The sequence below is a fragment of the Mesorhizobium sp. B2-5-13 genome (assembly GCF_006440535.1).
GTDB lineage: Bacteria > Pseudomonadota > Alphaproteobacteria > Rhizobiales > Rhizobiaceae > Mesorhizobium > Mesorhizobium salmacidum.
Map to the genome: position 1 here is coordinate 329,537 of NZ_VFUI01000004.1, position 16,183 is coordinate 345,719.

The window sequence follows — 16,183 nt, forward strand, 5'->3', positions numbered from 1 at the left end:
CTAGTTGAGCTGGCCCAGGATTCCAGAGCTGTTGGCCAAGACAAAACTCCAGTAGACTTGGAGCGCTATCGTACAGATCGCGGCCGCCGAGATCGGCACGCCGAAAGGCACCACGCCCCGCTGATCGAGATGCTGGACATAGACGCGGAAGGCACTTTGAGGCAGCAGGAGCGGGTTCTTCACGACCAAGGCCGTGGCGAGCGCGAAAACCATCAACAGCAGCGAAAATACCGTCAGGCCACTACCGCCGATCAGAAGCGGCACGACCGCCAGCAGCTTGACATCGCCGGCCCCGATCTTGCGCAGCAACCAGAATGGGAAGAGCGCCAGAAACAGCAACAGCCCTGCAAGCGCGCTCAAACCCATATCCCACCAGGACCCGGCCCGGAGCGACATAAGCAGCAGCGATCCGAGCCCGAGGCAGAGCAGCAACAGCACGTCGCGGTTGGATATTTTCTGAGTGGTAAAATCGAGCCAGCCAGTCCGTGCGAGCAGGGCCGCGGCCAATACCTTCAGCAGTATGGCTTCGATCAGCAGCACGTTCAGCGCTCGATGTTCTGCACGCTGGACGAGAGCAGCTTCAGATTGTTGGCCACGGTCGGATCGTTGGGCGCCAGTTCATAGGCCTTGAGGAAATTGCTGCGCGCGTCCTGCAGCTTGCCGCGCAGCAGATGGGAATAGCCGACATTGTTGTAATATTCGGGCGATGGCCCCATCAGCTTGAACGCGCGGCCATAGGCGCGATCGGCGAGGTCGAAGCGGTGGATGCGGTCGCAGGAAGCAGCAAGTCCCATCCAGGCGCCGCCGTCATTGGGCGCCAGCTGCGTCGCCTTGAAGAACAAGGCGCCGGCATTGCCGTAATTCTCGGCGCGGAACTGGTTCTTGGCTTCGGCAACAGCCTGGTCCGAGGCGTAGTATTCGACGTCGCCGACCGTCTTCAATCCGTCGAACGCATCGCCAAAGGACGTTACATCGCCTTTCGACGGCTCGTTGGTGCGGACGACACCGTCCGCGGCGTCCGTCTGGCAGCCGGCAAGGACAACCGTCAACAGGCAAGCTGCGACAGCGATAACCCTTTTCATATAGTTCCCCTCGAGGATCCCCGACTCACATTAGGACCAAAGCATAGATGTAACTAGAAGAAAATGCCCCTCATGCGGATGATCACCGGCAACATAATGACCATCATCACGACAGGGAAGATGCACAACCCCAAGGGGATCATCATTTTGACGGGAAGAGAATTGGCCCGTTCCTCGGCACTCAGGATTCGTTGCCCCCGCATCTCGGCGCTATAAACACGCAAGGCATCGGTGAGGCTGGTGCCGAGCTCTTCCGATTGACGGAACAGGACAGCCAGTGCCCGCGCCTCGTCAAGTCCGATGCGATCTGAAAGTTCGCGTAGCGCTTCGCGCAACGGCTTGCCAGCACGCAACTGCAAATTCATGATCGACAGCTGTATCCCCAGCCATTTGTGGGTGGCGGCCATTTCATGGCTGACGCGTTCGACTGCCCCCTCCAGGCTCATGCCGGCATCGGCGCAGGTGATCATCATGTCCATGAAGTCGGGGAAGGCTCGACGATAGATCTGTTTCTGGCTGTTCTCGAAACGGTCGAGCAGAATGGAGGGAATCACCATGCAGGCGAGGCCGAACAGGGCAGAACCAGCAAGGGTGATGAAACCTGGCAGGTGCGGCGGCAGAACCCGCGACAGGACTGCATACATTGCCAGAAAACCGACGCAGACCGCGACAAGGCGGGACACCGTATAAATCAGTGGTGCGCTTGATTGATAAAAGCCGGCGCGAAACAGCTTCGCCTCCAGGGCATTTGGCTCATCGCGCTCCCTCTCGACCGACTTGAAGTAGGCATCGACCGGCCGTTGCGCCGCAAGCTTGGCAAGCTGGTCTTGTCCGAGCATCGATCGGCGGTCTGTAATTCCTTCGCCCATCAGGCTCTGCGCGACGAGCTTTCGTGTCTGCAGAGCCGGCAGGAAGACAAGCGCACCGAACAGGAAGAAGGACACCGCCGCCACAAAGACGGCAATAGACACCAAGAAGCCCAGGTTCTGAATGTTCGAAAACAATTTTTTTCGTCGCCCCAGTCAGAAATCGAAAGTAACCATCCGGTACATGATGAAGTCGCCAAGCAGCGCCCACAACCCGAAAAGCAGAAATATCGGGAAGACGAGCGGGTTGCCCCAGACGCCGCCGTAATAGCCTGGGGCAACGATTTGAAGGATGAAGAACATCACAATAGGAAACAAGGAGATGATCCACGCGGAGACGCGACCTTCGGCCGAAAGCGCCCTGATTTTCATTCGCAGTTTCTGCCGTTCACGCAGAACCGAGGAAAGATTGGCCAGAATTTCGGTCAAATTGCCGCCCGTCTTGGCCTGGATCGACAGCGATACCGACAGCAGTTGAAGGCCCTCGAAGCCGACACGCTGCGAAAGCTTTCGCACGGCCTGCTCGATGCTGAGACCAAAGGTGATCTCGTCGGAAACGATACCGAACTCGGTACCGAGCGGATCCGGCATCTCGCGCCCCACAAGACCGATCGCGACCGAAGCGGGATGTCCGGCGCGCAGCGAGCGAACAATCATGTCCAGCGCATCCGGCAGCTGTTTGGCGAATTTCCGGATTCGCTTGTTGCGGGCACGCCGGAGGACGAGAAGCGGCAGGACAACCCCTACGACCAGAAAGACAATGAGCGACGGCAAACCGGAAAAATGGAAGAGTACCAGCAGCAACGCCATCGCCAGCCCTGCAAGCAGAAATGTTGCGGCGAAGGTCAACGGATTTCCGGTGATACCGGACTGGGTGTAGAGCCTGTTCAACCAGACCATACCGAAAAGAAAATCGCCCGAGTCCGTGAGCCCGCGCTCTCGCAGCAATCCCTGTAACGTTTGTTCGGCCGGGGCGTCGCCAGCGAGCCGCTTCAATCGGCGATTAACTGCTAGAGACCGGGAGCGGCGGCCGGCAAATGAAAGATACAGGGCTTCGCCGGCGAGAATGACCGAGGCTGCCGCCAGCATGTAGATGAAATACAGCAGAGCTTGACCAGTCGGCATCAGAGGGCGACCTGCGGGTTGAAGGCGTCCTTGGCAAAATGATGGCCAAGCGTCGCGGCCTCCGGAGCAAAACGCGGACGGACACCGGTTGCGCGAAACTCTCCGATGACCTTGCCCTCGGCTGTGACCTCACGGCGGACGAAATGATAGATTTCCTGAAGCTGGACGACATTGCCCTCCATGCCAGTCAGCTCCGATATGGAGGTGACACGCCGGCCGCCGTCCGAAAGACGCTGTGTTTGAACGATGATGTCAATGGCGGAGGCAATCTGCGCCCGGATCGAGTCGTGCGTCATCGGCATGCCGGCCATGCCGACCATCTGTTCCAGCCGCGAGATCGCGTCACGCGGGGTGTTGGCGTGAATGGTGGTCATCGAGCCTTCATGGCCGGTGTTCATGGCCTGCAGCATGTCAAAGGCTTCCTCGCCGCGCACCTCGCCGACGATGATGCGATCGGGCCGCATGCGCAACGCGTTCTTCAGCAATTCGCGCTGGCGCACCTCGCCCTTGCCCTCGACATTGGGTGGGCGCGTTTCAAGCCTGCCGACATGAGGCTGCTGCAACTGCAGTTCGGCCGCATCCTCGATGGTGATCAGGCGCTCTTTCGAGGGGATGTAGCTCGACAGCGCGTTGAGCAGCGTAGTCTTGCCACTGCCGGTGCCGCCCGAAACGAGGATCGATTTGCGCGCCTGTACTGCGATGCGCAGCAGATCGACCATCGGCTGGCGAATGGAGTTGAACGCCATCAACCGTTCGAGCGAATACGGGTTCTTGGAGAACTTCCGGATCGATACCAGAGGACCATCGACCGAGATCGGTCGCACCGCGATGTTGACGCGTGAGCCGTCATCCAGGCGGGCATCGACCATCGGCGAGGATTCATCGACACGCCTGCCTATCGCCGAAACGATCTTGTTGATGACGCGCAGCAGATGCGCCTCATCACGGAAGCGGATTGCCGTTTCTTCGACGATGCCACGCCGCTCTATGAAAACGCGCTTGTGGGTGTTGATCAAAATATCCGTAATGGAATCGTCCTTGAGCAGCGGTTCGATCGGCCCAAGTCCCAGCATCTCGTCGGCGGTGTCGCTGGTCAATTGATCGAGTTCGCGTGCGTTCAACGGCACGTTCCGATTTCGAACGAACTCGCGCACGATCGGACGGATCTCGTTCAGGATCTCATCCTTGGAAGCACTTTCAAGCGCGGTCAGGTTGAACCGATCGATAAGATGGCGATGAATCTCGACCTTGAGCGTCAGAAAATCATCGCCATGCGATTCAATATCAGCGGCGGTCGAAAGGGGCTGGGCAACAGGCGAAACCGCCGGCGGCTCGACCTTCGTCACTGCCTGCTGTTCGCTTGTCCCCTTGATGAACCGCCCCAGCATAATCGCCTATGCTCCCCTAACCCTGCATTAGCGGAAACTAAACGTTAACCAATCAGGGCACAAGCGCCGTGGCGCCTCGCGCCTGGTCAATACTTTCAACATAGTTAAGGAGCGCACCAGAAAAATATCGTTTTTATTTCCGGTCTCCATACTCTCAAACATGAGTGCTGCACTAAGCTTTGCAGCGGCCCTGCCCCCTTGCGTGCTCCGCCATGGACGCCACTCCATATCTGGCTATAACCCATTAGATATAAAGGAATATGCCATATGGCTAAAGTAGTTATCACTTCATTAGTGGGTAGGCATAATTGTGAACGAATGGTTAAGGACGCTTGAAAAATTAGGCGAATCAAGCTCTTGCTGAAAATCAAAGCCGCGCTCAAATCGAAAGTTGATGTATTGGAAAGTTAAGGAACCGTTAATCCCATTTGACTCTGCAATTTCTCGGGACCTAGGATCGAGATGACGGGGGATGCTTGGGTATGGAGTTCATCCTTGGCTCTGTCTCGTCGGGTTCAAACCTCCAAGGGAGAAATTGACATGAACAAGCTCATGACGATGACCCGGCAGTTCCGCGACGACGAAAACGGCGCTGCCATGGTCGAATATTCCATCCTTATCGGCATTATCGCCGTAGCATCGATCCTGACTGTCCTCGCCATCGGCGGCTGGGTAAATGGTCGTTTCTCGGCCCTTTGCACGGCCCTCGACGCGCACCCGACTGGCGCCTGCAATGCCACGACCGGCATCGGCAGCTGATCGCTTGACTACACTCAGGCCCGGATCGCTCGAGCCGGGCCTGAGTCCTATCGAAGCGGGCGAATCCCGCATTGGGGCTTGGGGCTTGGGACATGCGCGCCAATACGCTTATCATGATCGTTCTCGCCGGCGTGTTCGGCGTTCTGGCAGTTGTGCTGGTCAATATCTGGCTGGCCGGCCAGCGTAGCGCCATGGCGCAAACGGGCCTCGTTCAAGGCAGCACAGTCGTCGTAGCGGCAATGCCGCTGAAGTTCGGCGACGCGCTCACCGCAGATAAATTGCGCGAAGTGGCCTGGCCGGCGGGCGCGGTTCCAACGGGCGCCTTCAAGACAACGAAGGAAGCTCTGGCAGGCGACGGCACGAGGCAGGCTCTTCAAACCATTAGTGCCAACGAACCTGTCCTCGCCAGCAAGATCACTGGGCCGGGGCAGCGCGCCACGCTTTCGGCGGTGCTCGGCGAAGGGATGAAGGCCGTTTCCATCAGGGTCAACGACGTGCTGGGCGTTGCGGGTTTCGTCTTCCCGGGCGACCGGGTCGATGTCTTGCTGACCCGAACGGTTCGCGGCGAGGATGGCGCGGACAAGAGTTTTGTCGACGTGTTGCTACAGGGCATGAAGGTGCTGGCCATCGACCAGGTGGCCGATGTGAGCAAGGACAGCCCAACCGTGGTGAAGTCGGTGACGCTCGAGGCCAGCACCAAGGATGCGCAGAAGCTGACACTGGCGGCAGGTGCCGGGCAATTGTCGCTGGCGCTTCGCCAGGCCGCCGCCAGCAAGGGCGAGACGACCGAACGGGTGACGCTTTCCGATCTGACCGGCGAAACACCGGCCGATGTCGCTGCCAGGCAGGCCGAACTCGACAAGAAGGCTGCAGCGGAAGCCTTGGCGGCAGCTGAGCGCAAGCGGGCCGACGACAAGCTGGCCGGGCTGGCTCAGGCCGTGGAAAGGGTGGGAAGCCGGCTTGACGAGATGGGCAAGGTCAAACCCGCTCCGGCCGTGACATCTGCGCCTGAAGTGCGCGAGGTCGTCAAGGAAGTGATCAAATATGTGCAGCCGGAACCGCCGAAGAACGTGACCGTGGGCGTATTTCGTGGCGTGAAGCTCGAGACATATGACGTGCCGCGACAACCATGATAATAATGCGGCACAATACCGCGCGACACGGTGGCTGCCTCAAGCAGCATTTGGGGAGACGGGGAATGAAGGGGTTTTGGTTGAGGATGGCGGCGGCCGTGCTTATGGCGCTGCTGTCGAGCGTTGCGGCCGATGCCGCCGACCGCTTCATCGACGTGTCGAACCCTAGCGTCCATCGGATCTTCCTGCCGATGTCGCAATCGGTGACGCTCCAGGTGAATGCCAATCTCGGCGATATCGTCGTCGGCGACGAGAAGATCGCCGATGCGCAGCCAATGACCGACCGTACGCTCTACGTCATCGGCAAGGGCGCCGGCACCACCACTGTCAACCTGTTCTCACCCGACAAGCGATCGCTCGGCGTCATCCAGATCGAGGTCGGCGTCGATGTCAGCGACATGGCGGCGGCGATCCGCCAGGTGTCGCCAAGGTCGCGCATCGAAATCGGCTCGGTGAATGGCAGGGTGCGGCTTGGCGGTCATGTCAAGGACGGCGCCACGCTGGCGGCGATCATGGAAGTGGCGCAGCAATATGGTCCCGACGCCATCATCAATGCAGTCACCGTCGACGACAGCCAGCAGGTCAATCTCGAAGTGCGCGTGCTGGAAGCCAAGCGCAACGCCGGCCGCGATCTCGGTGTGTCGATCAAGAGCACGAACAGCAGAGGCACGACCCGGACTGGAACAGGTATTGCCACGGTCGATGCGGACGGAGCAGTGCTCGGTACGGGTGATCTGGTCAGTGGCCTGTTGTCGAACAGCAATCCCTTCGCAGCCTTGATCACTCGCGTCATCGACAGCAACATCAAGGTCGATCTGATCATCGAGGCGCTGGAGGCCAAGGGCGTCGTGCGCACGCTGGCCGAGCCAAACCTCACCACGCTTTCCGGCGAACCGGCCAGCTTCAACGCGGGCGGCCAGGTTCCGATCCGCAGCGTCGACAAGAATGGCGAGGTCCAGATCGAATACAAGCAATTCGGCGTCAATCTTCTGTTCACGCCGGTCGTGCTCGCCGACGACAAGATCCACATCCAGCTGGCGCCGGAGGTCAGCGACCTGACCGGCTTCACCACCGCCGGCGACCCGATCTTCACCAACCGCAAGCTGGAAACCGTGGTCGAACTGCGCGACGGCCAGAGCTTCGCCGTCGGTGGGCTCCTGTCCAGCAAGACCACCAAGCTGCAGAACCAGGTGCCGTGGCTGGGCCAGGTGCCTGTCATCGGCACGCTGTTCCGCAATTCGAGCAGCCAGAAGGAAGAGACCGAACTGGTCGTCGTCGTCACGCCGCATATCGTGCGGCCGGTGAAGCCCGGCGAGCAGCTGGCGACGCCGTTCGACAAGACGCGGCCGGCGAACGATCCGGAGTTCTTCGTGCTCGGCCAGCTCGAAGTGAACAAGGACATGATCCGCAAGTATGAACATGGCGAAGGCGTCACCGGCCCCTATGGCCACATGCTGGATTTCAAATCGAAGGACAAGATGCTCTATGTCAAGAAATAGCGCCTTGATCCTCATTCTGCTTGCCGGGTCGCTTTCGGGCTGTGCCGCGGACTATCTGAACCACTACGACTCGGTGACCCTGGCTGCCGGCGACACGCAGAAATACAATTCGCTGCTGCAGACGGTGGACCCGCTCAACCCGGCCTCCAGGAACACACATATCGAAGGCGACGGCACGCGCGCCGCACTTGTTGCGCACAATTACAAATATCCGCCACCACCGCCGCCGCCGCCAGCCATCACGGTCAATGTCGGCGGGTCGGGTGTGACGACGCCGTGAACTGAACGGAAGGATGCGGAGGGCGCCGGGCATGCGAGGGGCCCTGCAAGAGAGCAGAGAGTAAGGTCATGTTGGGGACCATTCGTGCCTTCTGGAACGATCAACGCGGCGTAGCGATGATCCTCGTGGCGATCATGCTGCCGGTGCTTATCGGCTTCGCTCTGCTGGCAATCGATATGAGCCGGGCCTACGGACTGCACAATGATCTTCAGAAAGGCGTCGATGCGCTTGCGCTAGCGACGGCCGCTGAACTGGATGGCAGGCCGGATTCGATCACCCGGGCAAATCTGGCCGCTACAACCCTTCTGACCAACACCACCAAATTTTCCACCTCCACTGGCGACCACACTCTCGCCCTGGCGGACGTGACCATCAAGTATCTGACCGGGATACCCGCCAGCGACAGCACGGGATTGGACGCTGACGGCGTTGACGCGAATGGCGTGGCGTGGGCAAGTACCGATCCGAAAGCGGTGTCATTCGCCCTCGTCTCCGTGAATCCTTCCGGTTTGACCGATGGTGCCGGTGCTTTCGGGGCGATTTTTCCGGCAAGCTTTCTAGGCGGCAGCAACACCTTTGATATCAAGCCGCAGGCTGTCGCCGGATTTGTCCAGTCGATCTGCGAAACGGTGCCAATCTTCATGTGCAATCCGTTCGAGACGACCGACCCGTTGACCAGCAAAACCATCCAGCAGGCGTTCGCCGCCGGGCTCGCCTATAGCCGCGAATACCGTATCCTCAAGGTTGACTCGAACCCCGGCCCAGGCAATTTCGGACTGATCGACAACAATCTCACGTCATTGCGGGACGCGCTCGCTATCGGAACCGCCGGCACCTGCTATCAACGCGATAAGCTCACCACTAAGACCGGCGTCACCCTGGGCCAGGTCAACGCTGGTCTCAATGTACGTTTCGACATCTACAGCACTTCGCTGAAGAGCCATGACACCGATTGGCAATATCGGCCGGCGAGCAATGTTCGCAAGGGGGTAGATAAAACCTCTAACTGCAACAAATACACACCCAATACGGACGGGACGGCCATGGCGCTGCCGCCGGGCAACAGCTTCGATTCCACCACGGGGATGACGAACTCGACCTGGGATCGCAGCAATTATTGGCTGATCAATCACGGTGCGGCATATCCCTCCGTCCCTAGCACCACCAACCCGACCGGCGCCGCTGTGCCGGCGTCGAGATATGACGTCTATAAGTACGAGATTGCGAACGGGCTCGTCGGGGACAAGTCCAAGGCGCCGACAAAGGAAACCGGCATTCCGGCCTGCTTCAAAGGCACGACGCCGACAGCTGACCCCGATCGGCGGTTGCTCAACATGGCGATCGTCGACTGCATCGCCAACCAAGCCAAGATCAATGGCCATGTCCAGCTCAAGCCTGATGGCTATGCCAGCGTCTTTATAAACAGCCCCATCCAGAAGCAGGATAACACCAAAGACCCCGAAGATCCTTCGGCTGGCGAAAAGCCGATCAGCCTTGAGATCGTCGACGTCGATGGAGGGTTTGCGAACAACACCCTTCTAGACAAAGCATTCCGCAACGAAGCCCAACTGTATCGGTAGAGTCGACATGACCAGATTCGGCAAAATCATCGGGCGGTTTCAAGGCGACGAAAGTGGCGCCGCTTTGGTGGAAGCCGCGATCACCATACCACTCGTGTTGTTGTTATCGGCTGGTGTGTTTGAGTTCTCCAACATCCTGAACACGCGCCTGCTTCTCGAAGCCGGCGTTGAGGATGCGGGTCGCTACATGGCACGATGCAGCAGTGACTGGGAGACCTGCAAGGGGCGGGCTCAAAACCTTGCTGCCAATGGGGCGGTCGCCAACGGCAGCGCCAGGGTGACCGGATGGCTGCCGGCGGCAGTTGACATCACCATGGCGCGCTCGCTGGACGCGGTTGATGTGGCCACGGGCACGCAGCTTTATCTTAGCAGCAAGAGCACTGTCGATGTCGTGGACGTCAGTACCACCTATTCTTATTCCGACGTCGGCTTCTGGTCGTCTCTCGGCTTTGGTGCTCTCACGCTGAGCGTGTCCCATCAGGAACGAGTCATTGGATGGTGACGGAGCGCATCAAGTTTTGGGCCAACCAGTCCGGAGCGACTATGGTCGAAATGGCCATAGTGATGCCGCTACTGTTAACGCTTCTGCTTGGCTTCGTCGATTTCGGCTACGCCTTTTACCAATGGAATGCAGGGAACAAAGCGGTGCAAGCCGGCGCAAGGTTGGCGCAGATTTCTACACCTGTCGCCAGCGGGCTCCTGGTGGAGACGATAACGCAGAGCGATGTAACCAAAGTCGGCACCGCGGTGGCTGCAAACACCTACAACTATATCTGCACCGCCAATACCGCGGGAAGCGTCACTTGCACTTGTGGCGTGGGCGCTACGTGTCAGAACCTCAATGTAAGCCAAGCCGCTTTTGATTTCATTTTCAGCGGCAACAGCAGCCGGGCCGGAATGCAGACTTTCCTGCCAATGCTGGCTAAGTCCGAGGTGCGGATCCAATATCAGGCCTCCGGCCTCGGCTACTGGACGCGCCCCAGCGGCCCGGTGCCAACGATCACCGTCAGCATCACCAATCATCCCTTCCAGTTCTTCTTCCTGGGCGGATTGCTCGGGTTCGGAAACATCACCATGCCCTCCATGCTGAGCACGGTCACGGGCGAAGACATGAAGAGCACCTGGCCATGAACGCCATCAACACCAAGGTTTTGCCGACCAAGCGAAAGCAGGTCGCGCTGTTTTCCTCCGATCCTAATTTCAAGCGCGATGTGGCGACGCGGCTCGATGCACTGGCGATCTATGATGTGCGGGTTGCCGAGACGGGTGATTTTCTCAAGGGGCCGCCCGCCGATGCGCGCCCGGGCATCGTCATCCTCGATCTCGGCAATGGCGAATTGCTCGGCAATCCTGGCATCGTCGAGGCGCGCGCGCTGTGGGCGACAGTGCCGCTGATCGCGGTTTCCGACGAGCTGACCTCGGAGCAGACGCGCGTTCTGGTGCGCATGAATGCCTCGGACTGGCTGCACAAGCCGCTCGACGGCAAGGAGCTGCTCAACGCCGTCACCTTCCACGACAGCGGCAACCAGGGCGCCAAAAGCCGCATCATCACCTTCATCAGCGCCAGCGGCGGCGCCGGGGCCACGACGCTCGCGCTGTCGGCGGCTGAATTCCTGGCCTCGAAATCGACCGAGCGCGCGGCCTCAACCTGCCTGGTCGACCTCGACTTCCAGAGCGCCAATTGCGGCGCCTATCTCAACCTGTTCAACCAGTTCGACCTTGCCGGCATCATCGGCCAGCCGGAACGGCTCGATGTCGAATTGATGGATGTCATCAAGCTGTCGCGGCCTTCCGGCCTGACGCTCTATGCCTTCGAGCGGCCGCAACTGCCGTTCGAGCCGCATGGCGCCGATTTCGTCTTCCGGCTGCTCGACCTCGTCGCCTACCGTTTCGACGACATCGTCATCGACCTGCCGAACATCGAAACGCCTTGGCACAATTCCGTGCTGTCGACGAGCGACGAGATCTTCATCGTCTTCGAGCTCAACGTCGCCTCGCTGCGGCAAGGCAAACGGCTCTACAAGAAGATCCGTGAGCTGCGCGGCAATGCCGTCTCAATCACGCTGGTGGCCAACAAGCACAAACGCAAATGGTTCGGCAACCACTTCTCGCGCAGCGAGCTGGAGAAGATATTCAAGGCGCCGAACATCAAGTCGGTCGGCCTCGACAACGCCCTGCTGGCCGACGCCCTGAACCGCGCGATGCTGCCGTCCGAAGTGGATGGGCGGGCGCGCTTCAACAAGGACCTGAAGAAGATGTTCCGCGAGCGGCTCGACGATGCGGCCCGCTAGCGGCCATCGCTTTCGACTGACGGCGGCCTGCCTCCTCGGCCTGGCGCTGGCGCCTGCAGCCGGACAGAGCGCGTGGGCGGACAGCCGCCCGCCCTTGCCGGCCATGGGACCCAGCCTGCGCAAGACAGTGGCGTTTTCCACGGCCGAGAAGATTGGAACCATCATCATCCGCAAGCAGGAAAAAGCGCTTTACCTGGTGACCGGCAAGGGCGAGGCCCTGCGCTACCGGATCAGTGTCGGACGCGATGGATTTGGCTGGACGGGTACGGTCCAGGTGGGGGCGAAGACGGAGTGGCCGGCGTGGCGCCCACCCCGGGAAATGCGCGCCCGGCGGCCGGAATTGCCTGACATGGTTCCCTCGGGGCCGTACAACCCGCTCGGCGCAAGGGCGCTCTATCTGCTTCGGGACGGTCGCGACACGCTCTATCGCATCCATGGCACCAACGACCCTTCGGGCGTGGGTTTCGACGGCACGTCGGGCTGTTTTCGGCTGACCAATACCGATGTCATCGATCTTTTCAGGCGCGTGCCTGTCGGCACCAAGGTGGTGGTCCAATGACGACGATCAGCGATCCCGACGAACTGGTGGCGGCGGCCGAACCGCTATTGCTCGATAAGGAGAAGAGCCGGTTCAGATTAGCCGTTGCCGTCTGCGCCGGCCTGACGCTGTTTGCTCTTCTGAATGCCACCGCGGCCGTCTATCTCTACCGTGGCATCAACGACCTGCGCGCGATCGAGGCGCGACTGGAAGACCTTGGCCAGTTCGAGCAGCGAATGAGCGCGCGGCTGGATACCGTCAACAATGGATTCCAAAGCCGGTTCGAGGCGCTGGACGACCGGCTGCGGGCGAGCTTCGGCGAGGTCAACGCCACCCTCGCCCGGCAGGCACCGGACATGTCGGGAAATCACGGTGGCGACATGCCGCGCGTCGTGGAACTCCCCTCGCCCGCCGAAGATACGGCAGCGGTTGCCAGCGCCGCCGACGACCAGTCTGCCGTCGAGGAAATGCCGCGCGTGACGCGAAGGAGGTCGGCTCCGGCAGCGCCTCCCGCGCCAAGCTCCAACTACCAGCGGAGCGTATCCCCGGAAGGCAAGGTCACCTATCACAAGATAAACTAGCTCTGGCCTCGGGCGCTGCGCTAGAAATCTCGCTGCAGTGCCATCGTCAGGACACGCCGCCATTCAACACGCATGCCGAGTTCACGGATATAGGCAAAATGGCAATAGGTGCACGCCGTCACCCCGATGACCGCCAGCATGCAGTTCAGCCAGGTGAAGTCCATCATTAGTGAGAACTGAAAGCCGCTCGGCGCCGTGAACGCGGCAATGGTGCTGGCGGTCTGCGGGCGGCCGCCGATCAAAATCATCGACGCCGCGAGGATCAGTGTGCCATGGTTGGCAAGAAAGAAAGCGGCCGACCTTCTGGCCTGACATGCCATCCAGCAGATACCCAGTGCTGCGCCCAGCAACGCGAAATCCAGGACCATCGACCCTCCCAGATAGACATCGACCTGCTGCCAGACCATCCCGGACGAGGGGTGCAAGGCGAGCCAGATCTTCCACATATCGGGGCTTGCGGGGTAGGTTCCGAGCAGGATGGTGGCCATTCGCTCCGCCGCCAGGATCAGCAGGACAAAGGCCGGGAAGGCGAAAAGCAAGAGTGGTTTGCGCTTCATGGTGCCTCGCAATCTGGCGGGTAGACTAGGCCGCATAGATTGCGCGAAGCTTAACGGGGCGTTTTTGCGTCTGCCCATCGGGACCAGTGTCGGATTCCACCCGTGTCGCGATCAGTCGAGGCCTGAACTCTCGAGCCGATGAGACAAGGATCGTGCGGCCGCCGTACCGACGCGGGCGACTCTATCCGGCCACGACGACGTCGTGAAGCCAGTCGCCCGCGACTGTCCCGCGCAGTCCCAAATCACGTACGCTATCCATGTGGTTGCGATCCTTGAGCACGCCTTTCGACACACTTAGGCCCTGTCCCGTCAGGCGGTCAGCAAACAAGCTGGCCTGCTGGTGAAAAGGTTCCGTCTCCCGCTCGCCGACCAACACCGTGACTTTCGTCCGGGGAGAGTGGGATTTGCTCAGCGGCGAAAATGCCTCAACTTCCGTGTCGGTGAGACCTATCAAAGGCTCGAGGAAGGAATGCTGAAGGGGCTTCAAATCGTAAAGCCCGCCGAGCAGGAGTGCCGCCGAAGGGGCCGAACCCTCGTTGAACAAAAAGGTCGCCAGATGCGCCCCGGCGGAATGGCCGCTGACGCTTAGCCGGCTGGGATCGCCGCCATGGCCGGCAATATTATCCAGCACCCATTGCCTCGCGCGCCGGACCTGGTCGACGATTGCCGCCATCCTGACGGCAGGCATCAGCGCATAGTCGATCACGACCGCGATTGCCCCCGCGCTCGTCACCGTTTCGGCAATGTAGGAATAGTCGTTTCTGGTGAACATGCGCCAGTAGCCGCCATGGATGAAGATGTGCACAGGAAGGTCCTTACGCGGCCCCTCCGGAAAGAACAGGTCGAGGCGCTCGGCCTCGTGCGGGCCATAGGCGACATCCGCCAGCATGGGCAGCGCTGCCCGCGTCGCGGCGCTGCGGGCGACGATATCGGCCACGATGTCATCGAAATCGGCAACGTGGTCGCGGGTGCGAAAAGGATCCTTCGACATAGTGTCCGCTCAGAAGGTTACAGCGATGTATTTGGCCTCCATGAACTCGGCGATGCCGTGATGCTGGCCCCCTTCCCGCCCGAGGCCGCTCTGCTTTACCCCGCCGAAGGGCGCTGCGGGATCCGACATCAAGCCGCGGTTGAGGCCGATCATGCCGGCCTCGATCTCCGAGGCCACCCGCATGCCGCGGGCCACATCGCGCGTATAGAGATAGGCGGCGAGGCCGTATTCGGTGTTGTTGGCGTGGAGGATGGCTTGCGCCTCGCTTTCGAAGCGGGTGATGGGCGCCACCGGGCCGAAGATCTCCTCATGCGCCATATCGGCGTCAGGCGAGACTTCGGACAGGACGGTCGGAGGATAGAAAAAGCCATCTCCTTCAAGCACCGAGCCGCCGCACAACACTTTGGCACCCCGATTGACCGCATCCTTGACCAGCCGGTCGATCTTGTCGACCGCCTTCCTGGTGATCATGGGTCCACATTCCGTCTCTGCCCTGGTGCCGGCGCCGATCTTGAGCGCGGCCATGCGCCGGGACAGGCCGCCGGCGAACGCATCGTGGATGCCCGACTGGACGTAAATGCGGTTGGCGGCGGTACAGGCTTCGCCGGCATTGCGCATTTTGGCGATCATGGCGCCATCGAGGGCCGCATCGAGATCGGCATCGTCGAAGACGATGAAGGGCGCGTTGCCGCCAAGCTCCATGGAACAGGAGATCACATGCTTGGCGGCCTCGGCAAGCAAGGCCCGGCCGATCCCGGTCGAGCCGGTGAAGGAGAGCTTCCTGACGCGCGGATCGGCCAGCATGGCCGACGTCAGGGGGCCGGGTGTCGACGTCGTCAGCACGTTCACGACGCCGTCCGGGACGCCGGCTTCGCTGTAGAGCGCGGCGAGTGCATAGGCGGTCAGCGGCGTCTCGCTGGCCGGCTTCAGAATGACCGTGCAGCCTGCCGCGAGGGCCGGTGCGATCTTGCGTGTCGCCATCGCGGCGGGGAAATTCCACGGCGTGAGGAGGACGCAGATGCCGATCGGCTGATAGTCGACCACGATCCGGTTGGTTCCGGATGGAGCGATGCCGAACTCGCCAGTGATGCGAACAGCTTCCTCGGCGTTCCAGCGGAAGAATTCGGCTGCGTAAGCCACCTCGCCGCGCGCGTCGCGTAGTGCCTTGCCGTTCTCCAGCGAGATCAGCATGGCAAGCGTCTCCGACCGCTCGACCATTAGCTCGAAACAGCGCCTGAGAATCTCCGAGCGCTTGCGTGGCGCGGTCTCGCGCCACCCCTTGGCGGCCTTGGCCGCTGCCTCGACTGCTGCGGCGGCGTCCTCCAGGGTCGCATCGGGAACCGCCGCGATCACGGCGCCGGAGGATGGATCGATGACTTCAACGAGCCCGCCGTCGGAAGACGGCAGCCATTGTCCGCCAATGTAGAGTCGATGCGGAAAACCCCGCACTTCGTAGGGATCCTGATCGAGCTGGGAGGCATTATAGGGGAGGTTCATCGTCTTGTTCCTGACG

18 protein-coding genes are annotated in these 16,183 nt (G+C 60.7%); 10 read left to right on the plus strand and 8 right to left on the minus strand.

The features are described 5' to 3' along the window. From FJ434_RS10075 to FJ434_RS10095, 5 genes are read right to left on the minus strand one after another with little or no spacing between them, the layout of a single operon-like run. Positions 1-540, minus strand: coding sequence for a prepilin peptidase (locus tag FJ434_RS10075; protein ID WP_140746011.1), 540 nt, complete (start codon positions 538-540; stop codon positions 1-3). A 2-nt stretch (positions 541-542) separates the two neighbouring features. Further along, positions 543-1,082 carry a tetratricopeptide repeat protein gene (locus FJ434_RS10080; RefSeq protein WP_140746013.1) on the minus strand — a complete coding sequence of 180 codons (540 nt, stop codon included), beginning with the start codon at positions 1,080-1,082 and terminating at the stop codon, positions 543-545. A 53-nt stretch (positions 1,083-1,135) separates the two neighbouring features. Next, positions 1,136-2,086 (minus strand): type II secretion system F family protein, encoded by a 951-nt coding sequence (locus FJ434_RS10085; protein WP_140746015.1) that lies wholly within the window; start codon positions 2,084-2,086, stop codon positions 1,136-1,138. Between the two features lie 18 nt (positions 2,087-2,104). After that, the gene (locus FJ434_RS10090; protein ID WP_140617556.1) at positions 2,105-3,073 is read right to left on the minus strand and encodes a type II secretion system F family protein; all 969 of its coding nucleotides are present in this window, start codon (positions 3,071-3,073) and stop codon (positions 2,105-2,107) included. Continuing rightward, a complete protein-coding gene (locus tag FJ434_RS10095) occupies positions 3,073-4,461 on the minus strand; it encodes a CpaF family protein (RefSeq protein WP_140746017.1) in 1,389 nt (462 codons plus the stop codon). The genes FJ434_RS10090 and FJ434_RS10095 overlap by 1 nt, the downstream gene beginning before the upstream one ends. A gap of 540 nt (positions 4,462-5,001) precedes the next feature. On the opposite strand from FJ434_RS10095, the gene FJ434_RS10100 reads away from it, so the two are divergent. The 10 genes from FJ434_RS10100 (at position 5,002) to FJ434_RS10145 (ending at position 13,122) form a co-directional block, all read left to right on the plus strand. Further along, a complete protein-coding gene (locus FJ434_RS10100) occupies positions 5,002-5,220 on the plus strand; it encodes a Flp family type IVb pilin (RefSeq protein WP_140617558.1) in 219 nt (72 codons plus the stop codon). Positions 5,221-5,312: 92 nt separating this feature from the next. Beyond that, positions 5,313-6,353: a Flp pilus assembly protein CpaB gene (cpaB, locus tag FJ434_RS10105; RefSeq protein ID WP_140617559.1), complete on the plus strand. Its 1,041-nt coding sequence runs from the start codon at positions 5,313-5,315 to the stop codon at positions 6,351-6,353. A 65-nt stretch (positions 6,354-6,418) separates the two neighbouring features. Beyond that, positions 6,419-7,852, plus strand: coding sequence for a type II and III secretion system protein family protein (locus FJ434_RS10110; RefSeq protein ID WP_140617560.1), 1,434 nt, complete (start codon positions 6,419-6,421; stop codon positions 7,850-7,852). A gap of 4 nt (positions 7,853-7,856) precedes the next feature. After that, complete coding sequence (locus FJ434_RS10115) at positions 7,857-8,132, plus strand: hypothetical protein (protein ID WP_246678255.1); 276 nt, start codon at positions 7,857-7,859, stop codon at positions 8,130-8,132. 68 nt (positions 8,133-8,200) lie between these two features. After that, complete coding sequence (locus FJ434_RS10120; protein WP_140746021.1) at positions 8,201-9,712, plus strand: pilus assembly protein TadG-related protein; 1,512 nt, start codon at positions 8,201-8,203, stop codon at positions 9,710-9,712. A gap of 7 nt (positions 9,713-9,719) precedes the next feature. Beyond that, entirely contained in the window at positions 9,720-10,214 is a 495-nt protein-coding gene (locus FJ434_RS10125; RefSeq protein ID WP_140505828.1) for a TadE/TadG family type IV pilus assembly protein, read from the plus strand. Further along, positions 10,208-10,843 (plus strand): TadE/TadG family type IV pilus assembly protein, encoded by a 636-nt coding sequence (locus tag FJ434_RS10130; protein WP_140505830.1) that lies wholly within the window; start codon positions 10,208-10,210, stop codon positions 10,841-10,843. The genes FJ434_RS10125 and FJ434_RS10130 overlap by 7 nt, the downstream gene beginning before the upstream one ends. After that, on the plus strand, positions 10,840-12,003 hold the full coding sequence (locus FJ434_RS10135; RefSeq protein WP_140746023.1) for an AAA family ATPase: 1,164 nt from the start codon (positions 10,840-10,842) through the stop codon (positions 12,001-12,003). Before FJ434_RS10130 ends, FJ434_RS10135 begins: the two co-directional genes overlap by 4 nt. Beyond that, complete coding sequence (locus tag FJ434_RS10140) at positions 11,990-12,562, plus strand: L,D-transpeptidase (protein WP_140746025.1); 573 nt, start codon at positions 11,990-11,992, stop codon at positions 12,560-12,562. The genes FJ434_RS10135 and FJ434_RS10140 overlap by 14 nt, the downstream gene beginning before the upstream one ends. Beyond that, positions 12,559-13,122 (plus strand): hypothetical protein, encoded by a 564-nt coding sequence (locus FJ434_RS10145; protein WP_140746027.1) that lies wholly within the window; start codon positions 12,559-12,561, stop codon positions 13,120-13,122. Before FJ434_RS10140 ends, FJ434_RS10145 begins: the two co-directional genes overlap by 4 nt. Before the next feature lie 20 nt (positions 13,123-13,142). Here the strand turns inward: FJ434_RS10145 and FJ434_RS10150 are convergent, their stop codons facing one another. The 3 genes from FJ434_RS10150 to FJ434_RS10160 all read right to left on the minus strand — a co-directional run bounded on the left by FJ434_RS10150 (position 13,143) and on the right by FJ434_RS10160 (position 16,167). Continuing rightward, complete coding sequence (locus FJ434_RS10150; RefSeq protein WP_140746029.1) at positions 13,143-13,679, minus strand: hypothetical protein; 537 nt, start codon at positions 13,677-13,679, stop codon at positions 13,143-13,145. A gap of 181 nt (positions 13,680-13,860) precedes the next feature. Beyond that, on the minus strand, positions 13,861-14,670 hold the full coding sequence (locus tag FJ434_RS10155; protein WP_140746031.1) for an alpha/beta hydrolase: 810 nt from the start codon (positions 14,668-14,670) through the stop codon (positions 13,861-13,863). Between the two features lie 9 nt (positions 14,671-14,679). Beyond that, on the minus strand, positions 14,680-16,167 hold the full coding sequence (locus FJ434_RS10160) for an NAD-dependent succinate-semialdehyde dehydrogenase (RefSeq protein WP_140746033.1): 1,488 nt from the start codon (positions 16,165-16,167) through the stop codon (positions 14,680-14,682). Positions 16,168-16,183 lie beyond the last annotated feature (16 nt).